We start from the raw sequence: 25,375 nt of genomic DNA, 5'->3' as shown, positions 1-25,375 counted from the left end.
ACCAGGCAGCTTCCCGAGGCCGCCAGCGTAAGATCATCCACATCGACATGGACGCCTTCTATGCATCCGTCGAGCAGCGAGACAATCCGGAGCTTCGAGGCAAACCGGTCGCCGTCGGCGGATCCCGAGAGCGCGGTGTCGTGGCGGCGGCCAGCTACGAAGCGCGCAAGTTCGGCGTCAGGTCGGCCATGCCATCGGTTACCGCGAAGCGACAATGCCCAGACCTAATCTTCGTAAATCCGCGCTTCGAGGTGTACAAGGCGATCTCCCAGCAAATACGCGAGATCTTCGCCGAGCACACCCCGATCATCGAGCCGCTGTCGCTGGACGAGGCCTATCTCGACGTGACAGAAAATCTGCAGAGCATTCCGTTGGCGCGGGACGTCGCGTTGGCGATCCGTGCGAAGATCAAAGAGGTAACGGGCCTCAACGCTTCCGCCGGCATCTCCTACAACAAATTTCTGGCAAAGCTCGCCTCCGACCATCGCAAGCCTAACGGCCAGTACGTCATCACACCCGAGATGGGCCCGGCATTCGTAGAGACCCTGCCGGTCGGCAAATTCCACGGCATCGGACCGGCGACCAGCGCGAAGATGAACTCGCTCGGTCTCTACACCGGACTCGATATGCGCAATCAATCGCTTGAATTCATGCAGGAAAACTTCGGGAAGGCGGGCGCATACTACTATTGGATATCGAGAGGCGTCGACCACCGCGAGATCCGGGCCGACCGAATTCGGAAATCCATCGGCGCAGAACACACGTTCTCCAGCGATCTTGCTGACTTCGAGGCTATGCTCTCCGAGCTGAAGCCGTTGATCGACAGGGTCTGGCGGCATTGCGAGGATAAGGGCAGTCGGGGACGGACGGTGACGCTTAGGGTGAAATTTTCCGACTTTGAAATCATCAGCCGCAGTCGATCGGCTTCCTCGCCCGTCGCAAACCGGGACGATCTTGCGCATCTGGCTATCGGCCTCCTGAAGGACAACATGCCGCTCCCTAAAGCAGTGCGCCTCTTGGGGGTGTCGGTGTCTTCCCTACAGGACGGGGATGATGCGGAGCCGCAGCTGGATTTCGGCATTTGAAGCAGATTAGAGTTAGGCCGAGCTAAACTCGCTGCGTTGGCAACGACTCCTCAGGATCGCAATAGTAGCATGTCAGACAACGATCTAACTCTGGCCGCCATGGCCGAAGAGCTGGCGAAATCCGCCGACTACCGTGTCTTGCGACGACTGCTTCCCCGTACCACTTTCGTATCGTCCGGCAATCAGAACACCAAAACGGCCGTCCTCCTTGACGTCGAAACCACTGGGCTTGACCAGCGAAACGACGAGGTCATCGAGCTCGGCATGGTAAAATTCGACTACCTCCCTGATGGTCGGATCGTCCGTATCAAGGATGTCTTTTCGTCGTTCAACGAGCCAACAGGAACGATACCGATCGAGGTGACGGCTCTTACCGGCATTACGGACGAGATGGTATCAGGACAACGCATCGAAGAGACGGCCGTCTCGTCATTCGCGGACGATGCCGTGATTGTCATCGCACACAACGCGAGTTTCGACCGCAAATTTTCGGAACGTTACTGGCCGATTTTCCAACAAAAGGCTTGGGGCTGTTCGGCAACACAGGTCGATTGGCGGAAGCATGGTTTCGAAGGCTCACGCTTGGGCTACCTTTTGAACGGTGCGGGTTATTTCCATCAAGCTCACAGGGCGGTCGACGATTGCCATGCTTTGCTGGAAATTTTGGCTTTTGAGTTACCGACAACGGGCTCGCCAGCACTTGCTATCCTGCTGGAACAGGCCCGCAAGAAGACGATACGCGTGTGGGCCGAGCGCACGCCCTTCGAGCTAAAGGACGCACTCAAGCGGCGAGGCTATCGTTGGAGCGATGGAAGCGATGGCAGGCCGCGATCTTGGTATGTCGATAGCGACGAAAGCAAGCTGGATGAAGAAATCGCCTTCCTCCAGACCGACATTTATCTGCGGGATGTCGAGCCGCGCTTACAAATCTTGACGGCGTTCGATCGATTTTCCGTCCGAGCCTGAAAGTGGTTCTCAATTTGATCGATGGAGGATTTTCCGTAGTTCCAAAGCGACGAACCTTACAATACCGACGCCATCTCGGCATACCGACAAAAGGCATTCGCGAGTTGCATCTGACGAGGTGTCCGACACTCGGCCTCAAATAAACGCGGTGACGCGACCACGATGCAAATGCACTTCGCTCGCGAAACAGCGACATTCAGTCGGTTGGCGCTGTATAGGAATTCCATTCCGCGGGGCGCGTCCGCATGACTGGAGGTCGCCATTGAATAGATGACAATGGGCGCCTCCTGGCCCTGAAACTTGTCCACAGTGCCAATACGGGCGCCGGGAATTCGGTCCTGCAGTTCGAACACTTGGGCGTTGTACGGCGCGATTATCAGGACGTCGTCCAGCGAAATAGGGTACTCGTTGCCTTTTCGATCGATCCAGGTCGAACCGGATCCCAGGATCTCCTCAATAAGGTCGCGGATCGCATCGGCCTCTTCCGGCGACGAACTCTGATTGCCGTCGTGCTGGACCGGAAGATACCGAAGGCCAGAACCGTTAAGTCCTGAATTGATCCTGATTTCCTGCCGTTCCAGTCCCGGCCGAGACTTCAGGCGACCTTCGTAGAACAGTTCGGAATTGAAGGCGCAGATAAGCGGATGGAGCCGCCACGTCTCGTCGAGGAATAGGCCTCGATCGGCCGGAATGGTGGCACGTGGTCCGAGGACGTGGTCAAGGGCGGACACGCCGACGCCATCTGGATGGCTTCCCTGTATCGGCTGCTCCAATTGTCGCGGATCTCCAAGCAAGACGACGCTCTGCGCTGCTTGTGCTACGGCCAACACGTTCGCAAGTGCCATCTGCGCGGCTTCGTCGATGAACAGTACGTCAACGCAAAGTCGTGCGTCCGGTCGGGCCCAGAAGTACGATGTCCCTCCGCCGACAGTACAGTTCGTCCGTATCGCATCGATAGCGTGCTCGTTCTTCGAGACGAACTTCAGGTTGTCGAGATCGTCTTCGTCATGCTTCTCGTCGACCTTCTGGACACAGCGGATCGGGAGACCTTCCTCGCCGGCCGCTCTAACTACCTCGTCAAGAAGATTGCGAATCACCTTGTGACTATTGGCACTTATCCCTACCCGCTTCCCCGCACGTACAAGAGCGCAGATCATTCGGGCACCGGTGAATGTTTTCCCGGCTCCCGGCGGTCCTTGGACTGGAAAGATGCTTTGGTCCAGCGCAAGCGCGACCCGAGTGGCGGTCTTCAAAGCATCCTCGCCCTCGACCTGCAAGCTTTGCCCATGCAGCCGCGGAGCGACCAACATGAGAAGATCGCGCGCGGCACGGTGTTCGGCAGCCCCCTCCATTCCATTTTCCGCCACGTACTGTCCGAGCCGAAGGAGGGACTCGGGACGTTCGTCACGATTCAATGATTTGTGGGCGAAGACGGCCTCTGGATGCAAATCCGCCGTATCGCCGCGTTTCTTGATGTCGATGGTCCGATCGTCATGCGAAATGGCGGCGACGCTACCGAACTTCTGACCGCCGACGCTCCTTAGCTCGCTGTCTGGCCGAAGATCGGTGTCTTGAAGAACGAAGTTGTACCGATGGATGGGAGTTTTGGGCGTACCACCGGCAACTTCCTTGAACGAGAGGCCCGAAAGACCAGCGCGTTCGTGGAGAAGGTCCTCTGCGGAAAGATCGCGTAGCCGGAAGAACTCCCACCAAACGGCCTTCTTCTCTCGACCGTGAAAGTCAAGTATGAAAGCCAGCAGCCAGCGAGCCTGCTGCTCGGTTGTCCGCTCAGCGACGTCGTCTGGGATGCGTTCAGTAAGTCGACCGACGAGTTCCGCCACCCGCCTCTGCCAATCACCGAGTTTCTCGCTAATCTCCGGAGGCTTTGGAACGGGCCGTTTGATAACTTCACCGCTGGCGATCAGGCTGGCGCGTAATCCTTCGAGCCATTCCCTTAGCGCGAACGTCGAGTCGCAGTCGTCCTTGTTGTAGCCGCGGATCGTGTTCTTGTCCGCATCGGGAACGCCAGCGGCGTCCGCCATTTCAAGGCGCGCCTGAGTCCTGGCCATGACCGCCCCGACGTCCTCCAGCAGGACGCTGCGGGTGAACGAATACAGGGGCTCCAACTTTTTAATGGAGTAGCTTTCCACGCTGGCACGAATTGCGTGACGGACAACGGCAAACAGGTCGACGAATTTCTCGGCGCGCAGGAGATCGTCGACCTCGTTCTCGCGCGTCGCGTAACGGCCCATCAGGCGTTTTAAGGTGGACGGCTCGTATGGCGCGAAATGGTAGATGTGCAGATCGGGATAGGATTTGAGGCGCTCGGTTACGAAATCGACGAAACGCTCGAATGCAATCCGCTCTTCCCGTCGGTTCGAAGCCCAGTCGCCTACGTACGTCAGCTTCCCTCCCTCATCGAGGAAGGAGTAGCCGAACAGGAATTCCAGGCCTCCTTCTCCCACAAAAGGATCGCCCTCGAAGTCGAAGAAGATGTCGCCCCGTGATGGCGCGGGAAGCCGTGACAGACCGAAGCCGGCGATCGGCGGTAGCGCCTCGTACTTCATCGAGCCGCTGGTCCTGCCTTCGACTTGAATTCTCGCCTGCTCGCGGATTTTTTCGTAGCTTTTGGCGGCTCCGCGTTCTGGCCTCCATTCCAGTGGAATGGGCATTGCAGCGAGCGCGGCAGCGGTACCAACTCCGCGCCTGTTCAATTCACCGATCTGCGATTTGCTGATACCGGCCACCAGCGACAAGTGGTCGTCCCGCCGCCGGCGCTCGTCGCAATGACGGCGCCACCGGCAAATGTTGCAATGTTCGATCGGCTCGGGATAGGCGGCGCCGGCGCCATCGGCGACCGCTCGTTCGAGACTGGCCCTCACATGCCGGTAATAGGCTGAGTAGTCGGCGATACGGTAGGTTTCGGGCTCAAAATTCGTACCTGGGGTCACGACGTGAGCCGAAGTCGGCTCGACACCCTGCATCGCGGAAAGCATGTCCGAATAGAATGATATCTGAAGAACCGTGTTCCCCTTCGTCTCCCTCGCAAGCTTAGTGTCAGTTACCTCGTACGACCAGGTACCGTGCCGGCTCGGCGTTTCCACGCGGAGAAGCACGTCGGCTCGACCGCTCCACCTCCCCGACTGTAACGCGCCTTGAACGATCACCGCATCGCCGCGAGACATAGCCTCCAGGGTTGCCGAAGTGGATTTGGGATCGAGCCCAACTCCACCGATCACCGTCACGGCCATGCCGAGTGACTTCAAGTGATCGACGAAGGCCTGCTCGTGCGCGGCACCTCGCTCGGCAAGGGTCTCAAGCACCGGATCCCAGATCTTCGGCCTTTGGAGTTCGCCGTTGGCCACCTTGAGATCGAGTTCTGTCAAATACGTGCAATTCAGGTGTCCGACCAGGTCGGTCGAACTCAGTTGCAAATTCCCACCGACGTTCTGCATTTCCCACCATGATGTCGCTCGCCGGCGACCCGACTCGGCCGTCTAGCGCGCAGTCCATTATGCCATTTTCCTAGGCGATCGGGCTCGAAACAGGCGAGTAATCTACTATAGTCGCGCAAAGAGTGTAGACAGGGGGCAGTTCGGTGGGGGCTGGTACGGTCGATAAGGCAAGATGGGTGCGGGATTTGCTCCGGTTTCTTCCCGTGCGAAGCCAATTCGTCCTGTCGGGCAATACGAGAGACCTCCAGATCCATGAGGCCGCACCCGGCCAAATCACATCGGTATCCCTCGCCCGAGCATTGCCGGACGCCCTGAAGGACGCCGGCTATGGCCAGATCGCGACCTTCGATCTTTTGAACGGCTTTAGAGCCCTCGAACCCGCCGACGATAGCTTTCTGACGCATCTTGGGCTTTCGCCTGCGAACGGGGTCGCCGCCGGCGGCATCGATCTATTGGCCTCAGCTCTCGAAAGGCATGTTCCGTCTGACGGCCCCCCCTCGGCTCTCATCATCGACTTCGCGTCGCGCTTGATCACTCGCAGCGAGGCCCTCTCTCCTGCCGAACATCAGCTATTTTCGCGCGCATTGATCCTCTCCCATTCTGCGCGCGCGCGCCCGGCAGGCGATCGTCGTCAGCCATTTTTCAACACGGTGATCTGGATCGTGGACAAGGAAGGAGACCTTCCCGACTGGTTCCTGATCGGCAATCCACGTATTCGGCACATACCGATCGGTCGGCCCGATCACCTGGCCAGGCGGACCATGATCAGTTCGTTGATGCGGGGACTGCCCGGCGCTCAAAATGCCGCCCCGGCCGACTTGGAGAAGTCAACGAATGGATTCGTCGACGAAACCGAAGGACTCCTGCTTCTCGACCTCAGCGCGATCGCACAGCTCTCCCGAAGCGAAAACGTCTCGTTCGATCGCATCTCCGATGCGGTTCGGCGCTTCAAGGTCGGCGTCACCGAAGACCCGTGGCGCAAAATAAGCCACGACAAGATCAGCTCGGCAGACCAGTTCGTAAGGCGCCGCGTGAAGGGGCAGGCGCACGCCGTCACTCACATGCTCGACATCGTGAAACGCGCCGTCACCGGCATCGGGCAATCGCCGAGGGGTGGCCGGCCGAGGGGCGTCGCTTTCCTCGCCGGCCCCACCGGAGTTGGCAAAACGGAACTCGCGAAGACCATCACGAGCCTGCTCTTCGGAGACGACAGCGCATACATCCGCTTCGACATGTCCGAGTTCAGCGCCGAGCATTCCGATCAGCGCTTGATCGGTGCCCCGCCCGGTTACGTTGGATACGACGTCGGCGGCGAGCTCACGAACGCAATCCGCGAAAAGCCATTCAGCGTTGTCCTTTTCGACGAGATCGAGAAGGCGCACCCGCGAATCCTCGATAAATTCCTCCAGATCCTGGATGACGGCGTTCTCACCTCGGGACGAGGGGACCGCGTCTACTTCTCCGAAGCTTTCATCGTTTTCACGTCCAATCTCGGTATCTACACTCCCGGCCCCACGGGCGAGCGGATCGCGAACGTGACGCCCGAGGAGACGTTCGATGCGGTCAAGCGGAAGGTCCGCACCGAGATCGAAAAGCACTTCAAGCAAGTGCTCAACCGTCCGGAAATACTGAATCGCATCGGCGAAAACGTGATCGTCTTCGATTTCATTCGCGCAGATGTCGCCAACGAAATCTTCGATCAGATGGTCGACAACCTGCTGAACGACGTCAAATCGCTAGGCTACGACGTGACATTGTCGGAGCAGGCCCGCGCGACGCTGCGTGGTTTGTGTCTGGCGGATCTTTCGAACGGCGGTCGCGGCATACGCAATCAAGTCGAAGCCCATCTCATCAACCCCCTTTCGCGCGGTCTGTTCGATAGCGGCGCAGAAGCAGGAGGCCGATATCGAGTTCTGGAAGTTCAAACCGGGGCATCATCGACGCTTCGGCTCGAAAGCGAGCCTTAGAGATGACGGTTTGCATCGCCGTATCGCGTATCCATTTTCCCGTGACGACTTTAGGGCCCGGACAAAGGCTCGGCATTTGGTTTCAAGGTTGCTCCATCCGTTGCCCGGGCTGCATTTCCATGGACACGTGGGCCGAAGGACGGGGAAGCACGACGGTCGAAGAAGTCGTGAATACCGTCATTCCATGGATCTCGAATGCCGACGGCATCACCATCTCCGGAGGCGAGCCTTTCGATCAACCCGACGCGCTGTTGGAACTAACGGCCCGAATCAGATCGAAGACCGAGACTGACATACTCGTGTTCACCGGATACCCGTGGGCGCACATACGAGACACGGTTGGCACGTGCTCTGGCACGATCGACGCCATCGTTACAGGGCCTTTCGACTTCGAGGAAAAACAGACACTTGCTCTGCGAGGAAGCGACAATCAAGAACTTCACTTCATCACGGAAAAAGGCCGCGCCCGGTTCGCCAGCTTCGAGCGCCTGGCCGACGAGCGGGATCGGTCCGTCGACGTCATGTTCGACGAAAACGGCGACGTCTGGTTTGCCGGTATACCCGCGCGCAATGATTTTCGGAGACTGCAGGAATTACTAGAAAGCAATGGATCGACACTCGACACCTCCGAGGATAAGCGCGTTCTTTCCATGCGGACTCGCTCGGCATGATTAGACTTTGCCCGAACTGCCAAACCGAACGTCCCGTCACTGAGTACTTTTGCGAGGGCACGGTCGACGGTCACAATTGCGGATGGGATCTATCGTCGGTCGATGTGACGCCACCTGGCCGGCCGCAACCTGCGCCAGTCCCTCCCGCGCCGGCGCCATCCAATCCGACTTGTCGTAACGGGCATACCAATTCGCCGGGCGATCTAATCTGCAGCACCTGCGGAGAAATTCTCGACGAATCGGCCCCGCCCGCTCCACAACCCGAGCCAGATACCGAGCCATCGCCGACCGAGACAATCATCGCAGGCTGGCGTCTTCTCGACAGGATCGAGTCGTCGAGTACGGTTCGTGAACGCTATACGGCAGTGCAGGACTCTAGCGGACGTCGCGGAGTGCTTACGCTATATGCGACCGCGTCCGAACCGGACGGAGCGATCTACGATCTGTTAAAAAGACTTCCGCGCGATCACGTCGCCGAAATAATCGCGACCGGTCGATGGTGCGAGCGCGCTTATGAGGTCGTAGAGGAATTTCCAGGCGGCACTATCGCGGACCTGTCGCTGGACGTCGGCGATCGGACGGCACTAGAGAGGTTCATCAGCGAGCTTGCCCGAGCCGTACATTCGCTGACCGAGGCAGGCCTGCGCCACAGAGATCTCCGTCCTTCCACCATTTTCGTCCGCTCCCGGGATCCGCTCGACCTCGCTATAGGCAGCTTCGGCTCCGCACGGCTTTCGGAATTCGATCTCGACATCGCCTCTCCGCTAGAGACGACCCGCTACATGGCGCCTGAAGCGATTGCGGGCGGCGTAGCGGCGGCCTCGGACTGGTGGAGCCTGGGGATGATCCTGCTGGAGCGGATCACCGCAGGAGCTTGCTTCGAAGGCATCAACGAGCAGGCCTTTCTGATCCATGTGCTGACCAACGGCGTACCCTTGCCGGAGAATCTGAATCCTTCGATGGACCTCCTTCTTCGAGGCCTTCTCGCAAGCGATCGACGTCAGCGGTGGCAATGGAAAGAAGTTCAGGCCTGGCTGGCGGGGGAAGCGGTATCGGCACCTGCAGGGCAGAAAGCCGGCGAAGCGGAGGGGCGGGCATCTATCACGCTCGGCGGCAAGCAGTATCGGTCGGCCGGCTCGTTCGCTCTTGCCGCTGCCGAAGCGTCCAACTGGAATGAGGCAAGAGGCCTTCTCCTGCGAGGGGCGGTGGCAACCTGGGCCACGGAGGCGGGCTTCGACGCCAAAGTGCCCGCGGCGCTGCGACAGTTCGCAAGGGTCGAGGAACTGAACGAAGATCTGAGGCTATTGATCTCGTTGAAGACACTGAACCCGTCCATGCCTTTGATCGTCCGGGGCAATATCGTTACCCCGGGCTGGCTGCTCGATCATCCCGACGACGGCTTCAGCCTCATCACGGGCCCGGCTCCAGATCTTCTTCGAAAGGTCGATGCGGATGATCTGCTGTGGCGTCTGAAACTGCGCGCCGAGACAGTCCGGAAGCGCCTGGAACAACTCGATATCGACGTCGAGGAAGACCTGCTTCGCGTGCACCTCCTCTCGACGTCGATGGCCCGTTTGTCGGCTCTGTGGGAGGAGAAGCGGAGGCTGCTTCCCGACACCGACCATGCGGGCATCGTTTCGCTCGTGGAGCGGCGACAGTCGGCCGAAGAGGATCTGATAATTCTCCTCAGCGCATCGCCGAGCCAATTCCGCTCGGTGGAGGAGGTGATCGAGGAGGCGACCAAGCAGGCTTCATCGGCAGACTTGAGCGCATTTTCGAGGGAGGAGGCTGCGGCGCGTCTCGCGCGGCCTCGTCGTGAAATCTACCAGGCCGTCGACGAGCGTATACAGAATTTCGCGAGGTGCGGGATTTCGACGATCGATGAATGGGCCGACGAATTTCGACTTGACCGACGCATGCCGATCGGTCGGGCACTCGCACTGCTCTCGGTTCCGAAAGACACGTGGAAGCCGCTTCCCAAGCAAGGCTACGTTTCGACCATTCTGGATTTTTTCGCAAAGAGAATATCTGGCGGCGTGCTGCGCGGGCCGCTGACACGGATGCTCATCGGCAAAACCGCGAGAATAGATCTGACCGAGTTGAATACGCCGCGACTGCCGGGATCGGAGATACTCAGTCTTCTTTTGGCCAGAGCCGGCCGAGCAGTGAACGTCGATCCTGCCGCGTTTTCCGAGAACGAGGGCCTGGAACGCAGACTGCGCTCCCTCCATTCGCATGCATTGCTCTACAAGCGAGATACCGGGATCGACGGTCTATACATGGGATTTCCGTTCCTTCTCATGCGAGACGGGAAGCCGAACACGAAACCGAGGATCGCGCCCGTCCTGCTCTGGCCGGTCAGCGTGTCGCCCGAGGTCGGAAACCGCGGTCACGTCACGATCGGGTACGGACGCGAAAAGAACGCCGAGACGGAAGCCGAACACGTCGTCGTCAACCCAGCCCTCGAAGGCATGGTGGGAATTCCCGAAGCAAGACGATGGCAGGAAGCGGCGGACGAGCTTCTCACCCGTGGCAGTCTTAACGCTCAGGACGTGATGGACGCGTTCAGCCAGCTCGCCACGCCGATGGGGAGCGAGTTGACACCCCTTCCCGGGAAGGACGTGAAGGTCGGCTCGCACCAACGACAAGTCGTGCCGGCAGCTGTGCTGTTCCATCTCGCCTTTATGGGGCAGGCGGTCATGAAGGATCTCCAGCTATTGAGAGGAATGCCGCCCACGGCGACCGCGCTCGAAGCAGCACTCCGTCTCACGGATCAAAAGTCGGCGCCGCCGACGCCGGCCCCGGTACGGGAGATCGATCGCTACTTCACGGCGGACAGCGATCCCTCCCAGGAGGCAGCGGTGATCGAAGCTCGACAGGCACCAGGTCTCGTCATTGAGGGGCCACCAGGGACGGGCAAAAGCCAAACCATCGTCAACATGGTGGCGGACGCGATCGGCAGAGGCAAATCGCTGCTTGTGATTTGCCAAAAGCAACCAGCAATCGACGTCGTCAGGAAGCGCCTCGAAAGAGAGCGGCTTGGTGACCGGTTCGTCATGATCACGGATGCGACGCGAGATCGCGAGGCTATTGTCGGTGCGATCCGCTCCCAGGTCGAAGCCCTGCATAGTCGTCCCGCCGGCGGCTCGCCCGCGTGGAAGCGCGATCGCGATCGATTGGCAGCCCGAATCGACGTGCTCGAAGCGGAACTCGATCGGCAACAAGCCGCTTTGCATGAAGTCGAAAATCGGACAGGATTGACCTATCGGTCATTGCTCGGTGAACTCCTGGCCATCGAGGAAAACGAGCCGAAGCCGATCGATGCGCCGGCGCTTCGTTCGCTACTATCGGATTTGCATCCGTCAGACATCGCAACGGTCGAGGAGATTTGCGGTCCGCTTGCAAGATATTGGCTTCCGGCCAAGTTCGAGGGCAATCCCCTATCCTCTCTCAAGGTCTTCAACCCTGACCGCGGAACGGCGGAGGAGTTCGGTGCATCCCTTCGTGCCTTCTCGGACTTGGAGGCAGGACGCGAGAACGCGGAAGCGGAGACCGCGGACTCGTTGAAGATTTCAGATTTTGACGCCTTCAGACAATGGCTTCGGACGGCCGAGAAGCTTCGCTCGATCAGCGAGAGCCTTTGCGCCAATCTCGGACGCTGGCTGCTTCCTTTGTTTAGAACTCCCGAGGGCGGCGGGTCCAAGGGCACGAATATGCTCGCCGACCTCGTCCGGCTTGAGGAACGCCTCGCTTCGCTTGATCCATCGGCCCACCAGCCGGAGCAGGTCCGGAAACTGGTGGGAGTCCACAACGACGAGCTAAGATCCGCTTCGGAACTGGCGGCAGCGGTACTACAGCCAGCGACGGGCTTGGCGATGATCAATCCCATGCGTTGGCTTCGAAAACGCCGTCTTCGCGCTCTGCTGACGACCATGAGTTTTGCCAACGACGACCGAGCCATCTCGTCTTTCCATCGCGGCGCCGAACTGGAGTTGGTCCTCAGGCCACTGAGAACGCAGTTGGCCGGATATCTCACCGCGCTTTTCGGCAAGGCTCCCGATCACGACGTTGCTCCCGGCAAACTCGCCGAATTTTCCAGGAACCTGCATTCGATACTTGCAGTCGTCCACAACCTCGTGACCGTTATCGACGACTGCCCCAACCGGGTTGAGCTCGACCGGGCAGCCATGACTGAAAAGATCGAAGGGATCGACTGGTTCTTCGGGCGGGCGGATCGTGCCCTCAGAAGACAGGATGTCCGGCAGCAAAGCCATGCGGCGCTGGATGATCTTGCCCGCTATATTGACGCGAGTTGGATCGAATCGCGACGCGCGACAATCGACGGCGGCCGGTCAAACGAGGCCGCCCTCACCGAAATACTCCAAGCGTTACCGATGCTGGTGCTCTACCAGGAATTTCGGCTCCGCTCTGTTCGCCTTGGCGACAAGGAACGCGCTATCTTCCGCACTCTTCGCTCGAAGGAAGCTGAACTCTCGCTGATCGGTACCGGCGATCTTGATTCTTGCATCCGGGCAACCATTGGACGGGAGGCGCGGCTGGCCTGGAAGAGCGCGATGGAAGCCGCCAATCCGGAGGTCCTCCTCGATAGCCGAGCGGTCGAAGCGAAGGTGACGTCGCTTGCCGAAGCCGACGCGCAGATCAGGGATTGCAACAGGGAGCTTCTGATCCACGGCATCGATGTCAGCCGCGTCCGCCCGACGCGAGAGTGGGAACCGATCACTCGACTTCGCGGACCGAGGGCGTTGCGACTTCGAGAGTTCATCGAGAAGGCCGCTCCGCTTGGCCTTTTCGCGCTGCGACCGGTTTGGCTGATGACTCCCGACATCGCGAGCCGCGTGCTGCAGGCGCGTCCCGGCACGTTCGATACCGTCATATTCGACGAAGCCTCCCAGATGCCGGTGGAATATGCGTTGCCATCGCTATTCCGGAGCAAGATCGTGATCGTGAGCGGCGACGAGAAGCAGATGCCGCCCACGACATTCTTCGCGAGCAAGGTTGAGAACGACGAAGCGGCAATCTTCGATGGCGAGGAGCCGGAAGAGGAAGCGACCGAAGAGGAACGCGAAGCCTTCGCGGAAACGTGGAACCGGCGGGAGATCAAGGATTGTCCCGACCTGCTCCAGCTTGCGCGCTCTGCCCTCCAAAGCCGAACCCTGCAGGTCCACTATCGTTCGAAGTACCGCGAGCTCATCTCGTTTTCGAACGCTTCGTTCTACGCGAACGGTCTCAGTGTGCCTGTTCGCCACCCCGACGAAACGATCCGGAGGATCAAGCCTATCGAGGTTCTCCGCTCGGACGGCATCTACAAGAGCCAGACCAATCCCAAGGAAGCCTCCGATGTGGTGGAGTATCTCAGCGGTCTCTGGGAGGACGCTTCGCCGCCATCAGTCGGTGTCGTGACATTCAATCGCAAGCAGGCGGACGCGATCGAGGATGCGCTGGAAGAGCGTGCAGAAAACGACGAAGCATTTCGCGATGCCTTGATGCGGGAACGCGAGCGCGTTGAAGCAGGCGAGGACATGGGATTCTTCGTCAAGAACGTAGAGAACGTTCAGGGCGACGAGCGAGACATCATCGTGTTCTCGACCACTTTCGGACGCAATGAGCATGGCGTCTTCCGCAAGAGCTTCGGCGCACTCGGTCATGCCGGCGGCGAGCGGCGCTTGAACGTGGCTGTGACCAGGGCAAGGGAGAAGGTCGTAATCGTCACGTCCATGCCGGTATCCGAGATTTCCGACCTTCTGACACGGCGGAGCGGACCGCGTGTACCTCGTGACTATCTGCAGGGTTACCTAGAGTACGGTCGTACCGTTTCGGAGGGATCGGCGGCATCCGGCAGGACCTTGCTCGAACGCCTCGTGACGGAAAAGAGCGCGGATCACGAATATGAAGGCCACGTAGAGGATGGCTTCACGAAATCCGTCGAGAAATTCCTGGAGATCAATGGATGGAAGCCGGCCAAGGCGCGCGACGGTGGCGCGTTCAGTCTTGATTTCGCGATCACCGATCCTCGCACGGGTCTGTATGCGCTAGGTGTAGAGTGCGACGCTCCGCGGCACTTGTTGCTCCAAAGAGCCCGAGCGCGCGAGGTCTGGCGACCGAAAGTTCTGAATGGAGCGGTCCCATTCATTCACCGGGTCTCGTCCTACGCGTGGACCCATTCCGGGGATGAAGAGCGTCAGCGCCTGAAGGAAGCCGTCGAAAACGCCCTGCATAACGGAGGAGGATACCAATGAGTGGTCCGAAAGCCTTCCGGATAGTCACCCGCGCGGAAATCATCTCGATTTGCCGCCGCAACTTAGCGCGCTTGGACGCGGCCATCGAATTTTGGACTTCGACCTGCAAACGCAATGGAACGATCGATCAGTCGGATATCGACCGGGTCATCGCTCGACGCGACGAAATTCACCGGATGCTCGACGCGGACAGGTTCACGGACCTTCAAAAGCAGGTCATAGCCGAAATCTCATATTTGAACGCCGATGCCGAGCGACGCGCGGAAAAGGCCGCAGAATCTGAAGCGAAGTGCAAGGGCGATCAGAGGCGTGCCAGGTCCGCCGCCCAGGCACTGCTCGCGAAGTTCGAAGCTTCCCCCATCGAGATCCCGGTCGATCTTCGACGAGAGCTTACGACCCCCGCGGCGTCCGTCGAGAGTCTCAACAAGGCTGTAAGCAAGGGGCTGATGCTGCTTCAGCCGGCCGACCGCTCCGAAGGCGTCACCGAGCGTCAGCGGGCGCTCGCCGACCGGCTCGGTGCCGGCGACCGTCGTATCACGCTCGAGGAGTGGACTTCCCAGCAAACCAGCGCAAGCGACGACCAGGCGCTTTTGAAAGTGGACAAGCTCCTCGGCGAACTTGCAAGCCTTGGGATCGATCCCAGTCCTTTTTCCGCCCGGATCGCGGCTCTCGAGGCCGAGCCGCGCGCCCGGCAGGCTCTCGTTGCCGACAGCCTGCTCCTCGATCTTAACTCCGCGATCAAGACCGGACGCGCGCGCGCGCGCCTCGAACGGGATCTTGCCGACCGGCATGCCGAACTGTCGGAGATGAAATCGGCCGAATCGGCCGCGCTGCGCGCCGAGATCGAGCAGGCCCTTGCGAAGTCTGGCGCCAACGACCAGGAGCTCGTCAAACGCGCCGACTTCCTCATCGAGGCCGAAGTCCGCTCCATGGCTGCGGAGGAGCGGCGACGCGCCGTCTTGGAGGGGCTCGCGAGCCTCGGTTATGAGGTCTCCCAGGGGATGATGACGGCTTGGGTCTCGGGCGGGCGGGTCGTTCTCCGAAAGCCGGCTAATCCCGGGTATGGGGTCGAGCTATCGGGCGGATCGCAAACCGACGTTATGCAGGTGAGAGCGGTCGGGCTTGGAAATCCTGCCGATCCACGTGATGCCGGACGAGATAAGGACATGGAAACGATCTGGTGCGGCGAATTCGAACGCCTACAATCGCTGGTCGCGCAAGCAGGAGGAAACGTCTCCATCGAGAGCGCCCGTCCAGCAGGGCAATTCCCTCTCAAGGTGGTGGCGGATGTAGTAGCCCAGTCAGCCGATGCCGAAGTTGTTAGGACACGGCAGATCAATCGCTAATAGACTTAGATGCGTGCGTTGTGATGGCGGACTATCAGCTCGCGAGGGCCTTCGAGCGGTCGGCAGTACCGGTCCGTCAGCGCCCGAATTCCTCGATCAGCGTCTAGCAGTGGCATCGAAGTTCGTGGAAAACCTGCGAAACGGAGCCAACTCTAGCGATCTCGCGTAGGTTGATGCTTATAATTCACTCAATTGCAAGATCTCTTGCTATCGTGACTGCGATGGCGGGTTACTGGGTGGTCGGAGGTTATCTCTCGGGCACACGTCCATCGAAGAGCAACAAATGAGAATTCGTGATCTCGTTTCCGATCCACGCACGTCGATAGACGACGAGGTCGCCGCCTCCGTAGACGAAAAATCCTACGGAGCGATGGTGCGTCACCTCCAAAAGTACCGCTTTTGGGAAGGTGCCAAACCGGCGCTGTATGAGCATCAGCGCCGAGCGATCGAAACCGTGGCCGCCTACATCGCCGCAAATCCTCACTTGCCCGAGAGGCCAAATCTCAGGGAAGCCGCCCTCCTCAAGCTTCCCACCGGCACTGGCAAGTCCGGCATTGTAGCGGTCCTTGCTCGCTGCCTTCCGTCGGTCAAGCGAACCCTTGTGCTCACACCGCGCGAATCCTTGGTCGCGCAGATGAGCGACGACGTCCGCTTCCGGTTCTGGAAGCATCTCGGCTACACGGTGAATGAGGGCCAGACCTTCACGGCCGAAGCGTCAACTATGGGCGCGGACCTGCAGGAAGCCTACGTCGAGACGCTCCTGCCGAGCCGAACAGACGCCATTTTGCAGCACGTTCCCGCAGCCACCAGATCGATCCTAACCGGCACCTATCAAGCCTTGGACATGATTCGCCGGCGAGCTCGAGACCCGAGGCCAGAACGAGCGGCTAAAGCCCAGTCTGCGCGGGACGTGCTTGCCTTGCTCGCGGGTTTCGACGTGATCCTGGTCGATGAGGGCCACTACGAACCGGCCATCTCCTGGTCGAAGGGCGTTCGCGAGCTCAATAGACCCACGGTGCTGCTCAGCGCGACGCCCTATCGCAACGACTTCAAATCCTTCCGGGTGAGAGGTCAGTTCGTTTTCAACTACCCGCACGGCGACGCCGTGGCGGCTCATGTAATAAGGGACGTCGAAACCGTCGTGGTCGAGCCGCGCGGCAGTGGGTCGGCAAACGACAAGTTCGTCACCGGTCTTCAACGGCAACTTCCCGCCTTGTTTGCTCAAGCAAAAGTGTGGACGAACACGCCGAAAGTCATGATTCGAGCCGACGATCTCGACACGTTGCAGAGTCTGCAACGTAAGGTCGACCAGGTGTTCGGCACCAAGTCGGCGCTCGTCCACGACCGCGCGAAGGCCTCGCGGCAATACCCCAGAAGGTTCCAGAGCGTACGGCGCGCAATGCATGAATGCGCCGACGCGCAGTTCTGGCTCCATCAATACAAGCTTATGGAAGGCGTCGATAATCCCGACTTCGTCGCGGTCGCTATTTACGACCTGCACACGAACGGCCGTCAGCTCGTACAGCAGATCGGGCGGGTGGTACGAACGAGCCCCGGGCGAACGCGCAAACAAAAAGCCTGGGTTCTGGCGGGCGAGGCTAACGCGGCACGCATCAAGGCGACATGGGATCGCTACAGGTCCTATGAAGCCTACTGCGCGGCAGAAACCAGAAACATTGTGACGAACGAAACCGCCCTGCCCGACCGTCTTCTGAAATACATGCCGGACAATCAGTACATCGGCGGCGATTTCCGGGAACGTTTCGATCCCGCTTCGCCCCTGACGATAGCCGACCTGCAGATTCCTGCGAGCACCGCAATATTCAAGTGGGCTAATCCCTCACGTGCCGTCACCGAACTGTCGGAAGCGGCGGAAGATGCATTGATGGAGAAGGATCGATTCAAAATCGTCCCGATCGAAGGACTCCCAGCGAACTGCCTGGGCTTCAGTTACTACGCATGGCGAAATTCGCCCTTACTGATCGACAAATTCTTCTCGGAGTGGACGCTCGGCGTCTTCATCGCCGTGCAGCACAAAGACTTCGTCATGGCGCACGATACCGAAGGCAATGTGCTGGACATGGAAGCACTCGGCCTGGAGGTGGCATCCAGACGAACGCTCGAGCAGGCGTTCCCACGCGGCTCCGCTTCGCGACTCACCCGAATGTCATTTGGATCCCTCGACATGTCCGAACAGGCCATCCGTACGTTGGCAGTTCGTACGCGGGCCTTCGAAACAACCTTTACCGACCTGCTGGATCCCCACTTGGTCCCTACGGCAGCTTCGGGGTTTGTCGACGGCCGCGGGCGCTATGTCGGCTTCGCCAACGCGCGCTTTCGGGATTCCACCGAACGACGTTTGGCGGTTGCGGACTATATATCATGGACCGCCTCGATCGCGAAGCAACTCGGGGGTAAGGCCGTCCGCAGCCAAGTCTTCGACCGCTACGCGCTCATACGGGACGATGTCACGAAGGACGGCGCACAGCCTCAAAGCATTCTGCTGAGTTTCTCTCGCGACGAGCTCCTCGAGCATACCGACTCTCATTCCGAAGCGCGAACGCTCGCGGCGGATCCCGATATCGATCACGACGACGTATGCGCCGAGGTCGACGCGGAGGGCAACTTCGCGGTCGAAGTGCTCGGCAAACAAACACTGTGCAACATCAGCTACAACGACGAAACAAAGAGGTACCGCTTCCACAGCGACGCTCTGAACGATCTGTTCAGAGCAAAGGAAACGGGCGACAGAGCCCATCCGCAAACGGCAAGCCAGAGAATTTCGGCACAGCAAAGTTTTCGAATTCTCATCACAGAACCTAACGTCGTGTACGCCGAGAAGAGATTTTTCGAACCCCGCATCACATACAAATTGCCCGACGGGAGCACACCAATCCTCGACGACGTGCACTCGGTGAAGGTGCTGGCCGACGCAAGGAGCGAAAAAGGCGAAGATTTCTATCCGAACATGGGTCGATGGCATGCAGAATCGATATTCGGGGCAGTCGACGCGATCGTGCACACCAGCAACAAGGCCGCGCTTACCAGGGGGTGGCAGGAATTCGGCGCGCGCCTCGGCCCGTATCCGCTCATCGTTTGCGACGACGATTCCAAGGAGATCGCAGATTTCATCGCACTGGACCCGGACCAAAAGAAGATCTCGTTCATCCACGCCAAGGTGAACAAGAAGGGCGACAACGTCTACAACGTAGATTCACTGCAGGCTGTGGGACGGCAGGCGACCGCTTCGCTGGCTTTCCTTGCGCGCTACGCACCGGTTGGGAATTGGAAGGCGGACAGGTGGACCAAATACGTGCAGGCAAACAAGCGGACGCTAACCGGCCGGGATCGCATCTTCCGCAATTCCAAGGGTTTAACCCCTCAGCAGATATCCGACGCTTTAGCCGCGGCCTGCGGGAATCCGACATACGATCGGGAAGTTTGGATCGTCGCGGGAAATACCGTCGATCGGGCCGTGGTCACCGGTCACATTCTGGCGGACACGATCGACAACAGATTGCGGCAACTGCTCATGCATTGGGATGGACTAAGAACCGCGTGCGCCAGAGCCGGCGCGCGCCTCCTACTATTCTGCCACTGACGATTCTGCAACGGCGAACATGAAACATGGCAAAGAGACCTCGCAAGGGACGCTGCGTCCACTGCCTTAGGCATGGGGTGGACCTCAATTCGGATCACTTGTTCCCACAGTCGTGGTACCCGGACTCGACGCCAGCCGACCTGGAAAAGTGGCAAATTCCATCCTGTGTCGCTTGCAATGACCGCTACGGAAGGCTGGAGCGCGACTTGATTGGCCGCTTGGGCCTGGCGCTTGACGCGGGCAATCCCGCTTCAGCAGGACTGGCAGAAAAAGCACTGCGCGCTATCGACCCTGACGCCGCCAAGAGCGAGGGTGACGCAGCGGCCCGGGATGCTCGGGCGAAGAAAATCCTGCGCGAGATGTACAAGGGAGAAGAGCTCAAGGGGAAAGAAGTGGTGCTTGGCTTGGGCGAGCGCTGGGATCGCCCCCTTGAGCAACAGCTTGGAATTAGCATTCCGGAGCACAGTCTGCCCGCGATGACCGAGAAAATCGTGCGGGGCATTACTTTTCGGGAGGATAACGCATTCATCGAGGCCGACCAGAAGATCGAATCTTTTCTGGTGAAGGACGAGGACGTGCAAGACGTAAAGGCCATGCTCGATAGGGCCGGCCAGGAATTCAAGAGAGAACCAGGTCTTTCGGTCCGAAGGGCACGATCTGAGGCTGGTGACCTGTACGAAATCACTTTTTGGAACCAGTTCAAATTGTACGCGACTTTGTCCAATCCGGGGAAGATGCCATCCCTGCCTCGTCGTAATGGCCGTGCGCTCAGGCGAGCACGGCTCAACGCGTGGCTGCAGCTACGCGCAAGGAGGCAGGGGCGGCCTAGAGCCAAGGCGCGGCGACGCGCGCGAAAGCGTTTGCGGCGAAAGGAAGCGACAAGCTGATTGTCGTCTACAACAGCCAGCTACGATCGGCAGCCCGCACAGTCCGTTCAATAGCGGCGAACTACGAACCGTCCCTTGTCGGGATCGGGGCGTAATAGTGCTTCACCTTCGCGTGGCCACTCAAGTTCGAGGGTCGATAGTCCGCGCGCTGGTAATAGTGTTGAACGCCGCCGGGTGCGGCGAAGCGCGCGAGGACGCTCGAATGCAGGATCGCCTCTTCCTGCACTTGGCGCAGGCCCTCGGTCCATTTGAAACGCCCGCGCAGATAACCCGGTTCGCGCTCATCGTGCTGCGGGCCGAGCGGGTCCGGATGCAGCGTCATGTACCGATCGTCCACCTTGATGCCGAAGCCGTCGGGACTCTTGCCATCGGGTAGATTCCTGGCGGCGTGCACCATCCATCCCAATGCGACGTCGGACAGGCGGGCCTCGTTCTCAGGATAGCTGCCACCGATGTCGGAGTGATTTCCGGCGAACCAGACCTGCTGCAGCCAGTCCGGGTATTCGTCGGGACGCTGCGGCCCCTTGTTGTGCGATCCACCCCACGGCACGCGCGCGAAGTCGGCGCGATTCTCGTCGATCGCCATGGCGTGGCGCGCGTACCAGACCGCGTTGTTCAGGTGCAGGTCGTAGAACTTCATCTTTGGTGAAGCGAGATGGAGCGTCTGCAAGAACGTATAGCCCGGCAGACCGACGGCGTATTTCACGTGGGTCGCGACGTAGGCGACGCCCGCCGCGATCACGGCGACCACAGCGGTCCACAACAAGGTTGGAACAAAGGGAAACAAGAAGAACGACTGCAGGTAGCTCAACGCAGCGATGAGAACGGCTGATCCGCCGACAAGCGCGGCGGAGAGCGCGTAGCTGCCGAGGGACGCGACCGTGTCGAAGACCCCGATGAAGAAGGGCACCGCGTTGGCCGCGCCGCCGGCGTCGGTGCCGTACCGCTCGCGATAGCGCTTCGCCAGCGCTTCGCGCTGCGGCAGGTAGTCCGTATCCTTGGGCGAACTGACGTGCTGATAGACCTTCTTTACGGCCTCGCGGGCAATGTGGGTTGTCGTGCCGACGTCGCGTCGGAGCGGAGTTCCGTCGGCCATCCTCGTCGGCACCCCGCATTGTCCCAGCACGGCCGCAAGGCACCGGACGGTGTAGGCGCCGCGGCTGAAGCCGAACAGGAAGATCCGGTCACCGGGCTCCCACATCCGTATGATGGCGGCGTAGCAGTCGATGATGTTGGTGGTGATGCCGAGCCCCGTCGCCTGGCTGGCGACGTTGTGCAACCAGCGATATGCGCGAGTGACGAACAGCGCGCCGCCTGGCGGTCGTGAACCGAGCCCGGCGTCGTAGAAGGCGAGCTGCTCCCGCGGATCGATCGCGGTGTCGGGGCCGCAGCGGGTCGCCCGGTAGAGCTTGTAGATGTTGGAGCGGTCCTCGTCCGGACGAAGGCCGCCGGCCTGACCGGTGCCGTCCGAGAAAATCAGGATGTTCTTGGGCATGTCGGCCTCGCCGATCAGAGGGAGTGAAAGGGAATGAAAAACCGCGAGCGAAAGGCCGGCGCCTAGTACCGGGCTCGCGGTTCTAGGCCAGCCAGCGCGCGTAGGCCTGAATGTCGATCATGGGTACCGTGCCGCTGAACTGAAGTGTGGAGATCAGGTTGAACAGGAAGGCTGTCGCCGGTCGCCCCTCCTTGGTGAAGGAGTAGGTCTTGCCGGACCGATCAAACGTGAAATGCCCGTGCGCGGCGACGCAACCCATCTCCAGACGCTCCAGCTCATCTGTGACCGCGAGCGCGCGCTCTAGCGGCGCACCGAACGGAGGGCTCCAGTCGCTCTCGAAGGTAAGCAGGCCGCCGAGGATCGGGATGAGGGGCTTGGCAGGGTAGGTCCCGCCCGCATGCGGGATCGGCAGACTGGTCCGGTGAAGACGCCGCACCGAAGCGACCTTCTTCTGCGCGTATTGCACCATTGTCGCATTGATCGCCTGCTTGGCTTCGAAGGCCGCGTAGACGCTTTCGGCCGGGACGATGGTCTGGCCCTGATACTTGAAGATGAACGGAGAATACTGCCGGTCGAACACCACGACGTCCATCTGGTCGCTGAAGTTGCCGTGGCTGTCGACGATGTGCGCCGAGGCGGCCTGATAGCGCTGCGGCAGGTAGTCCTGCAACATCTCCAGCCAGACCTTTTCGCTGGCGTCACCTTTGGTCCCGGGATGGGCGAAGGATTTGCGTGCGATCGAAAGCTTCTGCTGAATGTCTTCGTGCAGCCCGGACAGCAACACTGAAAGCGACCACTCGGTCATGGTGAACTCTCCTTATGAAAGCGGAAACTTGGGACCGAACAGCGCGCGCCATGCCTTCAGAGCCTCACCGTTCTGACCCTGGCGCGCGAGATTGATGGCGATGCTGGCATCGCGGCTGGCCTGACGCAGAAGGTCGCGCGCGCGGGTTTTGCGCGAGGCATCCATGCCATTGCTGATCGGCGGCCCGAGGCCGGCGGGATCCGGCCACTCCTCGAAGATGCGGTCGGCAAGGGTCGAGAACAGCGCCTGCAGCTCATAGTCGAACCGGCTCTGCCAGCCGCCATGGAGGCTCTGCAGCGCCATCACCTCGATCAGGAACGAGGGCTTCACCGGCTTGTCGCTGCCGTGGCGGGGGTTGTTGTTCCAATACTTCACCATGCGTACCAGACCCTTCCACTCATTCGAGAAGGCTTGGTGCGCCGCGACCGCCTTCTGCGCGTGGATGTCGGGATTCGTCTTGATCCACGCGCCGGTGTCGGTATCGGGAATTTCATAATCGTCCCCGGCCGCGAACGCGGGAACGGTGTCGACGCTGACGACGCGATAGTCGGTGTTGTCTTCGGCGTCGATCGCAACGCCGAAATCGATGTTGATCGATCGGCTCTGCTTGCGAACGGCGCTCTTGCCGTATTTTTCGACCAGCGCATCGTAGAAGGCATCGAGCACCACGGACGGGGCCTTGTCGCGGTAATGGCGTTCGCTCTCCTTCAGCACGAAGAAGATATCGATGTCTTTGAGCGGCTTGGTCTTGGTGTGGCGCGCATAGGAACCGGTCAGGAAGCTGCGCTCGACCGCGAACTTGGTCTGCAGATATTCGCGCACCTCAGTATGGCGCTGGCTCGCATTCTTCTGCTCGCGATCATTGAGCTCGAGACGGCTCTTGAATTTGCGGAAGGCTTCGTCGAGGCTGATCATCCGGCTTTCCTCCAGTACGCGGCACTGCCGCCCAGTCCGTTGTGCTCGATGGTGGAACCGAGGCTGTGCCGCACGAAGCCTGCCGTCGAGCGCAACGAGGTGTCGCTCCAGCCCGCCACGTGAGGCCGGCCGTCCGCCGTGTCGACGACGATGCGGTAGCTGGCTTCGCTGGGCCAAAGCCCGGCTTTGAGGATCGCGTATTTGATCTGGTCGGTGTCCGTCCAGAAGCTGCCGTCGCCCGAGGCGCCGTAGGCGATGTCGATGTCCCAGCGGCCGACAAGGCTGTCGCTCTTCGGGTTGAACACCTCCAGCGTGACGGTCCTGAGGTGCTGCGAGTTCAGCCACGTGGTCAGGCCGCTCATCAGCACCGTCCAGTCGCTGACGAGCTTGGAGGGATCGAGCCCGCTCAGCCGGATGATGTCCTTCAGGCTCTTGAGGATATTGTCGGCCACATAGGTGACCGAGTGCGTGTAGGAATAGACGCCAACGCTGGTCATGATCCCATGAATCCTTTCTGGTCGAAGACCAACACGCCGGCGGCCGCGCCATTGCCGCTGTCGTTCTTCTCGATGCCGTCGCCGAGCGCGCGCGCCGTGATGCGCTCGGAGTGCTTCTTCAAGGCGCCCTCCACCCAACCGAGATCGTCGGGCAAGCACGGCAACGAGACGCGCCAGTCTCCGCTGAGCGGGTCGAAGCCGAGCGCGTCCTCGTTCGCGTCGGAGCCTTCGATCGCGTCGTCGTCGTAGACGCAGTAGATCCGCGTCCGCGGACCATCGCAGGTCACCACGATGGCATCGGCCTTGGGTGCGTGGTCGGCGATCACGCTGGCGGCCACGCCCGAGACCGCGAGCAGTTCGTTGCGCGCAGCCGAGTTCTTGCCTTGCGTGAGCAGGTCGACGATCGCCGACCACGTTGCCATGGCCTCGCGGCCGGGCGTGCTGATGAATGTCCGGCTGGCAACGGTCGTCATGCCTTCTTCTCCACGTTCAACCGGCTGGCCGTCGCCGCCTTGGCGGCGGCGAGCAACTTGTCCGAGGTCAGGGTGTTCGGGTCCATTGCGATATCGCGCGTGCTCGCCAAGGCATTCGCCACCATCTTGCGGATCGCGCGGCCGTCGAGCCCGACCGAAGCCGATGCCCAGCGCGCGAGGTCGGCGGATTTCGCCAACTTCCCGATTGCCGGATAGGTTTGCGACAGTCCATTCAGGCAATCCGACAGGATCGCGGCGCAGGCCTCGGCATCCGGCAGCGGGACATGCACGACCAGGTCGCAGCGCGACGTGAAGGCCGCATCGACCGCCTTCGGGAAGTTGCTGGTCGCGACAAACAGCAAGTTCGGGTTCTGCTCGGCGAGAACGTCGAGCTGGATCAGAACCGCGTCTGTCGCGCGATGCACGTCGACGGGGTTCGCATCCATGCTCAGCTTGTTGCGGTCGGCCGCGAGGGTCTCGACTTCGTCGAGTAGGACGATAGTCGGCCCCCGCGCGGCCGCCTCGGTGATCGACTGCGCGAACAGGTCGGACACGGCGCGTTGCGTCTTGCCCATGGCGGCGCTGGTGAGCGAATGCGGCTCCACCTCCAGCAACTGGAATTTTCCGTTCTTGAACGACTGCGCCGTGCGGTGGGCGAGCCCTCGCGCGAGCGAGGTCTTGCCTGTGCCGGGCGGGCCGACCAGCATGATGACGCCGTGGAGCGGGAGGATGCTGCGGTCGACCTTGCCGCGGATGCTGAAGTTCAACATCGACTGCGAGAGGAGCTGGTCCTTCATCGTTGCGGCGAGAATAATGGAGTCCCAGAGGCGGCCGAGCGCCGGGTCCGGCAGCGGACGGATGCGCTGGATGCCCTTGGGGCGGTTGAAGTCGGGGTGTGCGGTCACGACATTCTCCTCATTCTCATTCACTGAATACACTTAATCAGAGTGCAAAA

The 25,375-nt window shown here is 60.4% G+C and carries 15 protein-coding genes; 8 read left to right on the top strand and 7 right to left on the bottom strand.

Annotated elements, in window-relative coordinates; all coding sequences use genetic code 11:
• Positions 1-47: 47 nt before the first annotated feature.
• Positions 48-1,085 carry a DNA polymerase IV gene (dinB, locus tag QA635_RS07595; RefSeq protein WP_283071503.1) on the top strand — a complete coding sequence of 346 codons (1,038 nt, stop codon included), beginning with the start codon at positions 48-50 and terminating at the stop codon, positions 1,083-1,085.
• A gap of 69 nt (positions 1,086-1,154) precedes the next feature.
• Entirely contained in the window at positions 1,155-2,051 is an 897-nt protein-coding gene (locus tag QA635_RS07590; RefSeq protein WP_283068173.1) for a 3'-5' exonuclease, read from the top strand.
• A gap of 56 nt (positions 2,052-2,107) precedes the next feature.
• Here QA635_RS07590 and QA635_RS07585 read toward each other — a convergent pair whose 3' ends face one another.
• Positions 2,108-5,506 carry a TM0106 family RecB-like putative nuclease gene (locus tag QA635_RS07585; protein ID WP_283068172.1) on the bottom strand — a complete coding sequence of 1,133 codons (3,399 nt, stop codon included), beginning with the start codon at positions 5,504-5,506 and terminating at the stop codon, positions 2,108-2,110.
• A gap of 203 nt (positions 5,507-5,709) precedes the next feature.
• On the opposite strand from QA635_RS07585, the gene QA635_RS07580 reads away from it, so the two are divergent.
• The 6 genes from QA635_RS07580 (at position 5,710) to QA635_RS07555 (ending at position 20,235) form a co-directional block, all read left to right on the top strand.
• Positions 5,710-7,473, top strand: coding sequence for an AAA family ATPase (locus tag QA635_RS07580; protein ID WP_283068171.1), 1,764 nt, complete (start codon positions 5,710-5,712; stop codon positions 7,471-7,473).
• Between the two features lie 2 nt (positions 7,474-7,475).
• Positions 7,476-8,144 (top strand): 4Fe-4S single cluster domain-containing protein, encoded by a 669-nt coding sequence (locus QA635_RS07575; protein WP_283068170.1) that lies wholly within the window; start codon positions 7,476-7,478, stop codon positions 8,142-8,144.
• Between the two features lie 392 nt (positions 8,145-8,536).
• On the top strand, positions 8,537-14,401 hold the full coding sequence (locus QA635_RS07570) for an AAA domain-containing protein (RefSeq protein ID WP_283068169.1): 5,865 nt from the start codon (positions 8,537-8,539) through the stop codon (positions 14,399-14,401).
• Complete coding sequence (locus QA635_RS07565; protein ID WP_283068168.1) at positions 14,398-15,747, top strand: hypothetical protein; 1,350 nt, start codon at positions 14,398-14,400, stop codon at positions 15,745-15,747. The genes QA635_RS07570 and QA635_RS07565 overlap by 4 nt, the downstream gene beginning before the upstream one ends.
• Positions 15,748-16,030: 283 nt before the next feature.
• Positions 16,031-19,348, top strand: a complete 3,318-nt coding sequence (locus tag QA635_RS07560) for a DEAD/DEAH box helicase (protein ID WP_283068167.1) — start codon at positions 16,031-16,033, stop codon at positions 19,346-19,348.
• A 206-nt stretch (positions 19,349-19,554) separates the two neighbouring features.
• Complete coding sequence (locus QA635_RS07555; RefSeq protein WP_283068166.1) at positions 19,555-20,235, top strand: hypothetical protein; 681 nt, start codon at positions 19,555-19,557, stop codon at positions 20,233-20,235.
• A 61-nt stretch (positions 20,236-20,296) separates the two neighbouring features.
• On the opposite strand, the gene QA635_RS07550 is transcribed toward QA635_RS07555, so the two are convergent.
• From QA635_RS07550 to QA635_RS07525, 6 genes are all read right to left on the bottom strand, one after another.
• Positions 20,297-21,730 carry a phospholipase effector Tle1 domain-containing protein gene (locus tag QA635_RS07550; protein WP_283068165.1) on the bottom strand — a complete coding sequence of 478 codons (1,434 nt, stop codon included), beginning with the start codon at positions 21,728-21,730 and terminating at the stop codon, positions 20,297-20,299.
• Between the two features lie 82 nt (positions 21,731-21,812).
• Positions 21,813-22,535: a DUF6602 domain-containing protein gene (locus QA635_RS07545; protein ID WP_283068164.1), complete on the bottom strand. Its 723-nt coding sequence runs from the start codon at positions 22,533-22,535 to the stop codon at positions 21,813-21,815.
• Positions 22,536-22,547: 12 nt separating this feature from the next.
• Positions 22,548-23,450 carry a CBASS oligonucleotide cyclase gene (locus QA635_RS07540; protein ID WP_283068163.1) on the bottom strand — a complete coding sequence of 301 codons (903 nt, stop codon included), beginning with the start codon at positions 23,448-23,450 and terminating at the stop codon, positions 22,548-22,550.
• The gene (locus QA635_RS07535; RefSeq protein WP_283068162.1) at positions 23,447-23,947 is read right to left on the bottom strand and encodes an HORMA domain containing protein; all 501 of its coding nucleotides are present in this window, start codon (positions 23,945-23,947) and stop codon (positions 23,447-23,449) included. The genes QA635_RS07540 and QA635_RS07535 overlap by 4 nt, the downstream gene beginning before the upstream one ends.
• Positions 23,944-24,420: a hypothetical protein gene (locus QA635_RS07530; protein ID WP_283068161.1), complete on the bottom strand. Its 477-nt coding sequence runs from the start codon at positions 24,418-24,420 to the stop codon at positions 23,944-23,946. The genes QA635_RS07535 and QA635_RS07530 overlap by 4 nt, the downstream gene beginning before the upstream one ends.
• Complete coding sequence (locus tag QA635_RS07525; protein ID WP_283068160.1) at positions 24,417-25,325, bottom strand: AAA family ATPase; 909 nt, start codon at positions 25,323-25,325, stop codon at positions 24,417-24,419. The genes QA635_RS07530 and QA635_RS07525 overlap by 4 nt, the downstream gene beginning before the upstream one ends.
• Between the last annotated feature and the right edge of the window lie 50 nt (positions 25,326-25,375).

The sequence above is a fragment of the Bradyrhizobium brasilense genome (genome assembly GCF_029714345.1).
GTDB classification, from domain to species: Bacteria; Pseudomonadota; Alphaproteobacteria; order Rhizobiales; family Xanthobacteraceae; genus Bradyrhizobium; species Bradyrhizobium australafricanum.
Note: the sequence above shows the minus strand (reverse complement) of the source record. Positions and strands in the feature narration are given on the sequence as shown.

Bases quoted from the DNA above. Each gene is read 5' to 3' on its own strand.
- dinB (WP_283071503.1), top strand. From the start codon at position 48: ATGGACGCCTTCTATGCATCCGTCGAGCAGCGAGACAATCCGGAGCTT.
- QA635_RS07590 (WP_283068173.1), top strand. From the start codon at position 1,155: ATGTCAGACAACGATCTAACTCTGGCCGCCATGGCCGAAGAGCTGGCG.
- QA635_RS07585 (WP_283068172.1), bottom strand. From the start codon at position 5,506: ATGCAGAACGTCGGTGGGAATTTGCAACTGAGTTCGACCGACCTGGTC.
- QA635_RS07575 (WP_283068170.1), top strand. From the start codon at position 7,476: ATGACGGTTTGCATCGCCGTATCGCGTATCCATTTTCCCGTGACGACT.
- QA635_RS07565 (WP_283068168.1), top strand. From the start codon at position 14,398: ATGAGTGGTCCGAAAGCCTTCCGGATAGTCACCCGCGCGGAAATCATC.
- QA635_RS07560 (WP_283068167.1), top strand. From the start codon at position 16,031: ATGAGAATTCGTGATCTCGTTTCCGATCCACGCACGTCGATAGACGAC.
- QA635_RS07550 (WP_283068165.1), bottom strand. From the start codon at position 21,730: ATGCCCAAGAACATCCTGATTTTCTCGGACGGCACCGGTCAGGCCGGC.
- QA635_RS07545 (WP_283068164.1), bottom strand. From the start codon at position 22,535: ATGACCGAGTGGTCGCTTTCAGTGTTGCTGTCCGGGCTGCACGAAGAC.
- QA635_RS07540 (WP_283068163.1), bottom strand. From the start codon at position 23,450: ATGATCAGCCTCGACGAAGCCTTCCGCAAATTCAAGAGCCGTCTCGAG.
- QA635_RS07535 (WP_283068162.1), bottom strand. From the start codon at position 23,947: ATGACCAGCGTTGGCGTCTATTCCTACACGCACTCGGTCACCTATGTG.
- QA635_RS07530 (WP_283068161.1), bottom strand. From the start codon at position 24,420: ATGACGACCGTTGCCAGCCGGACATTCATCAGCACGCCCGGCCGCGAG.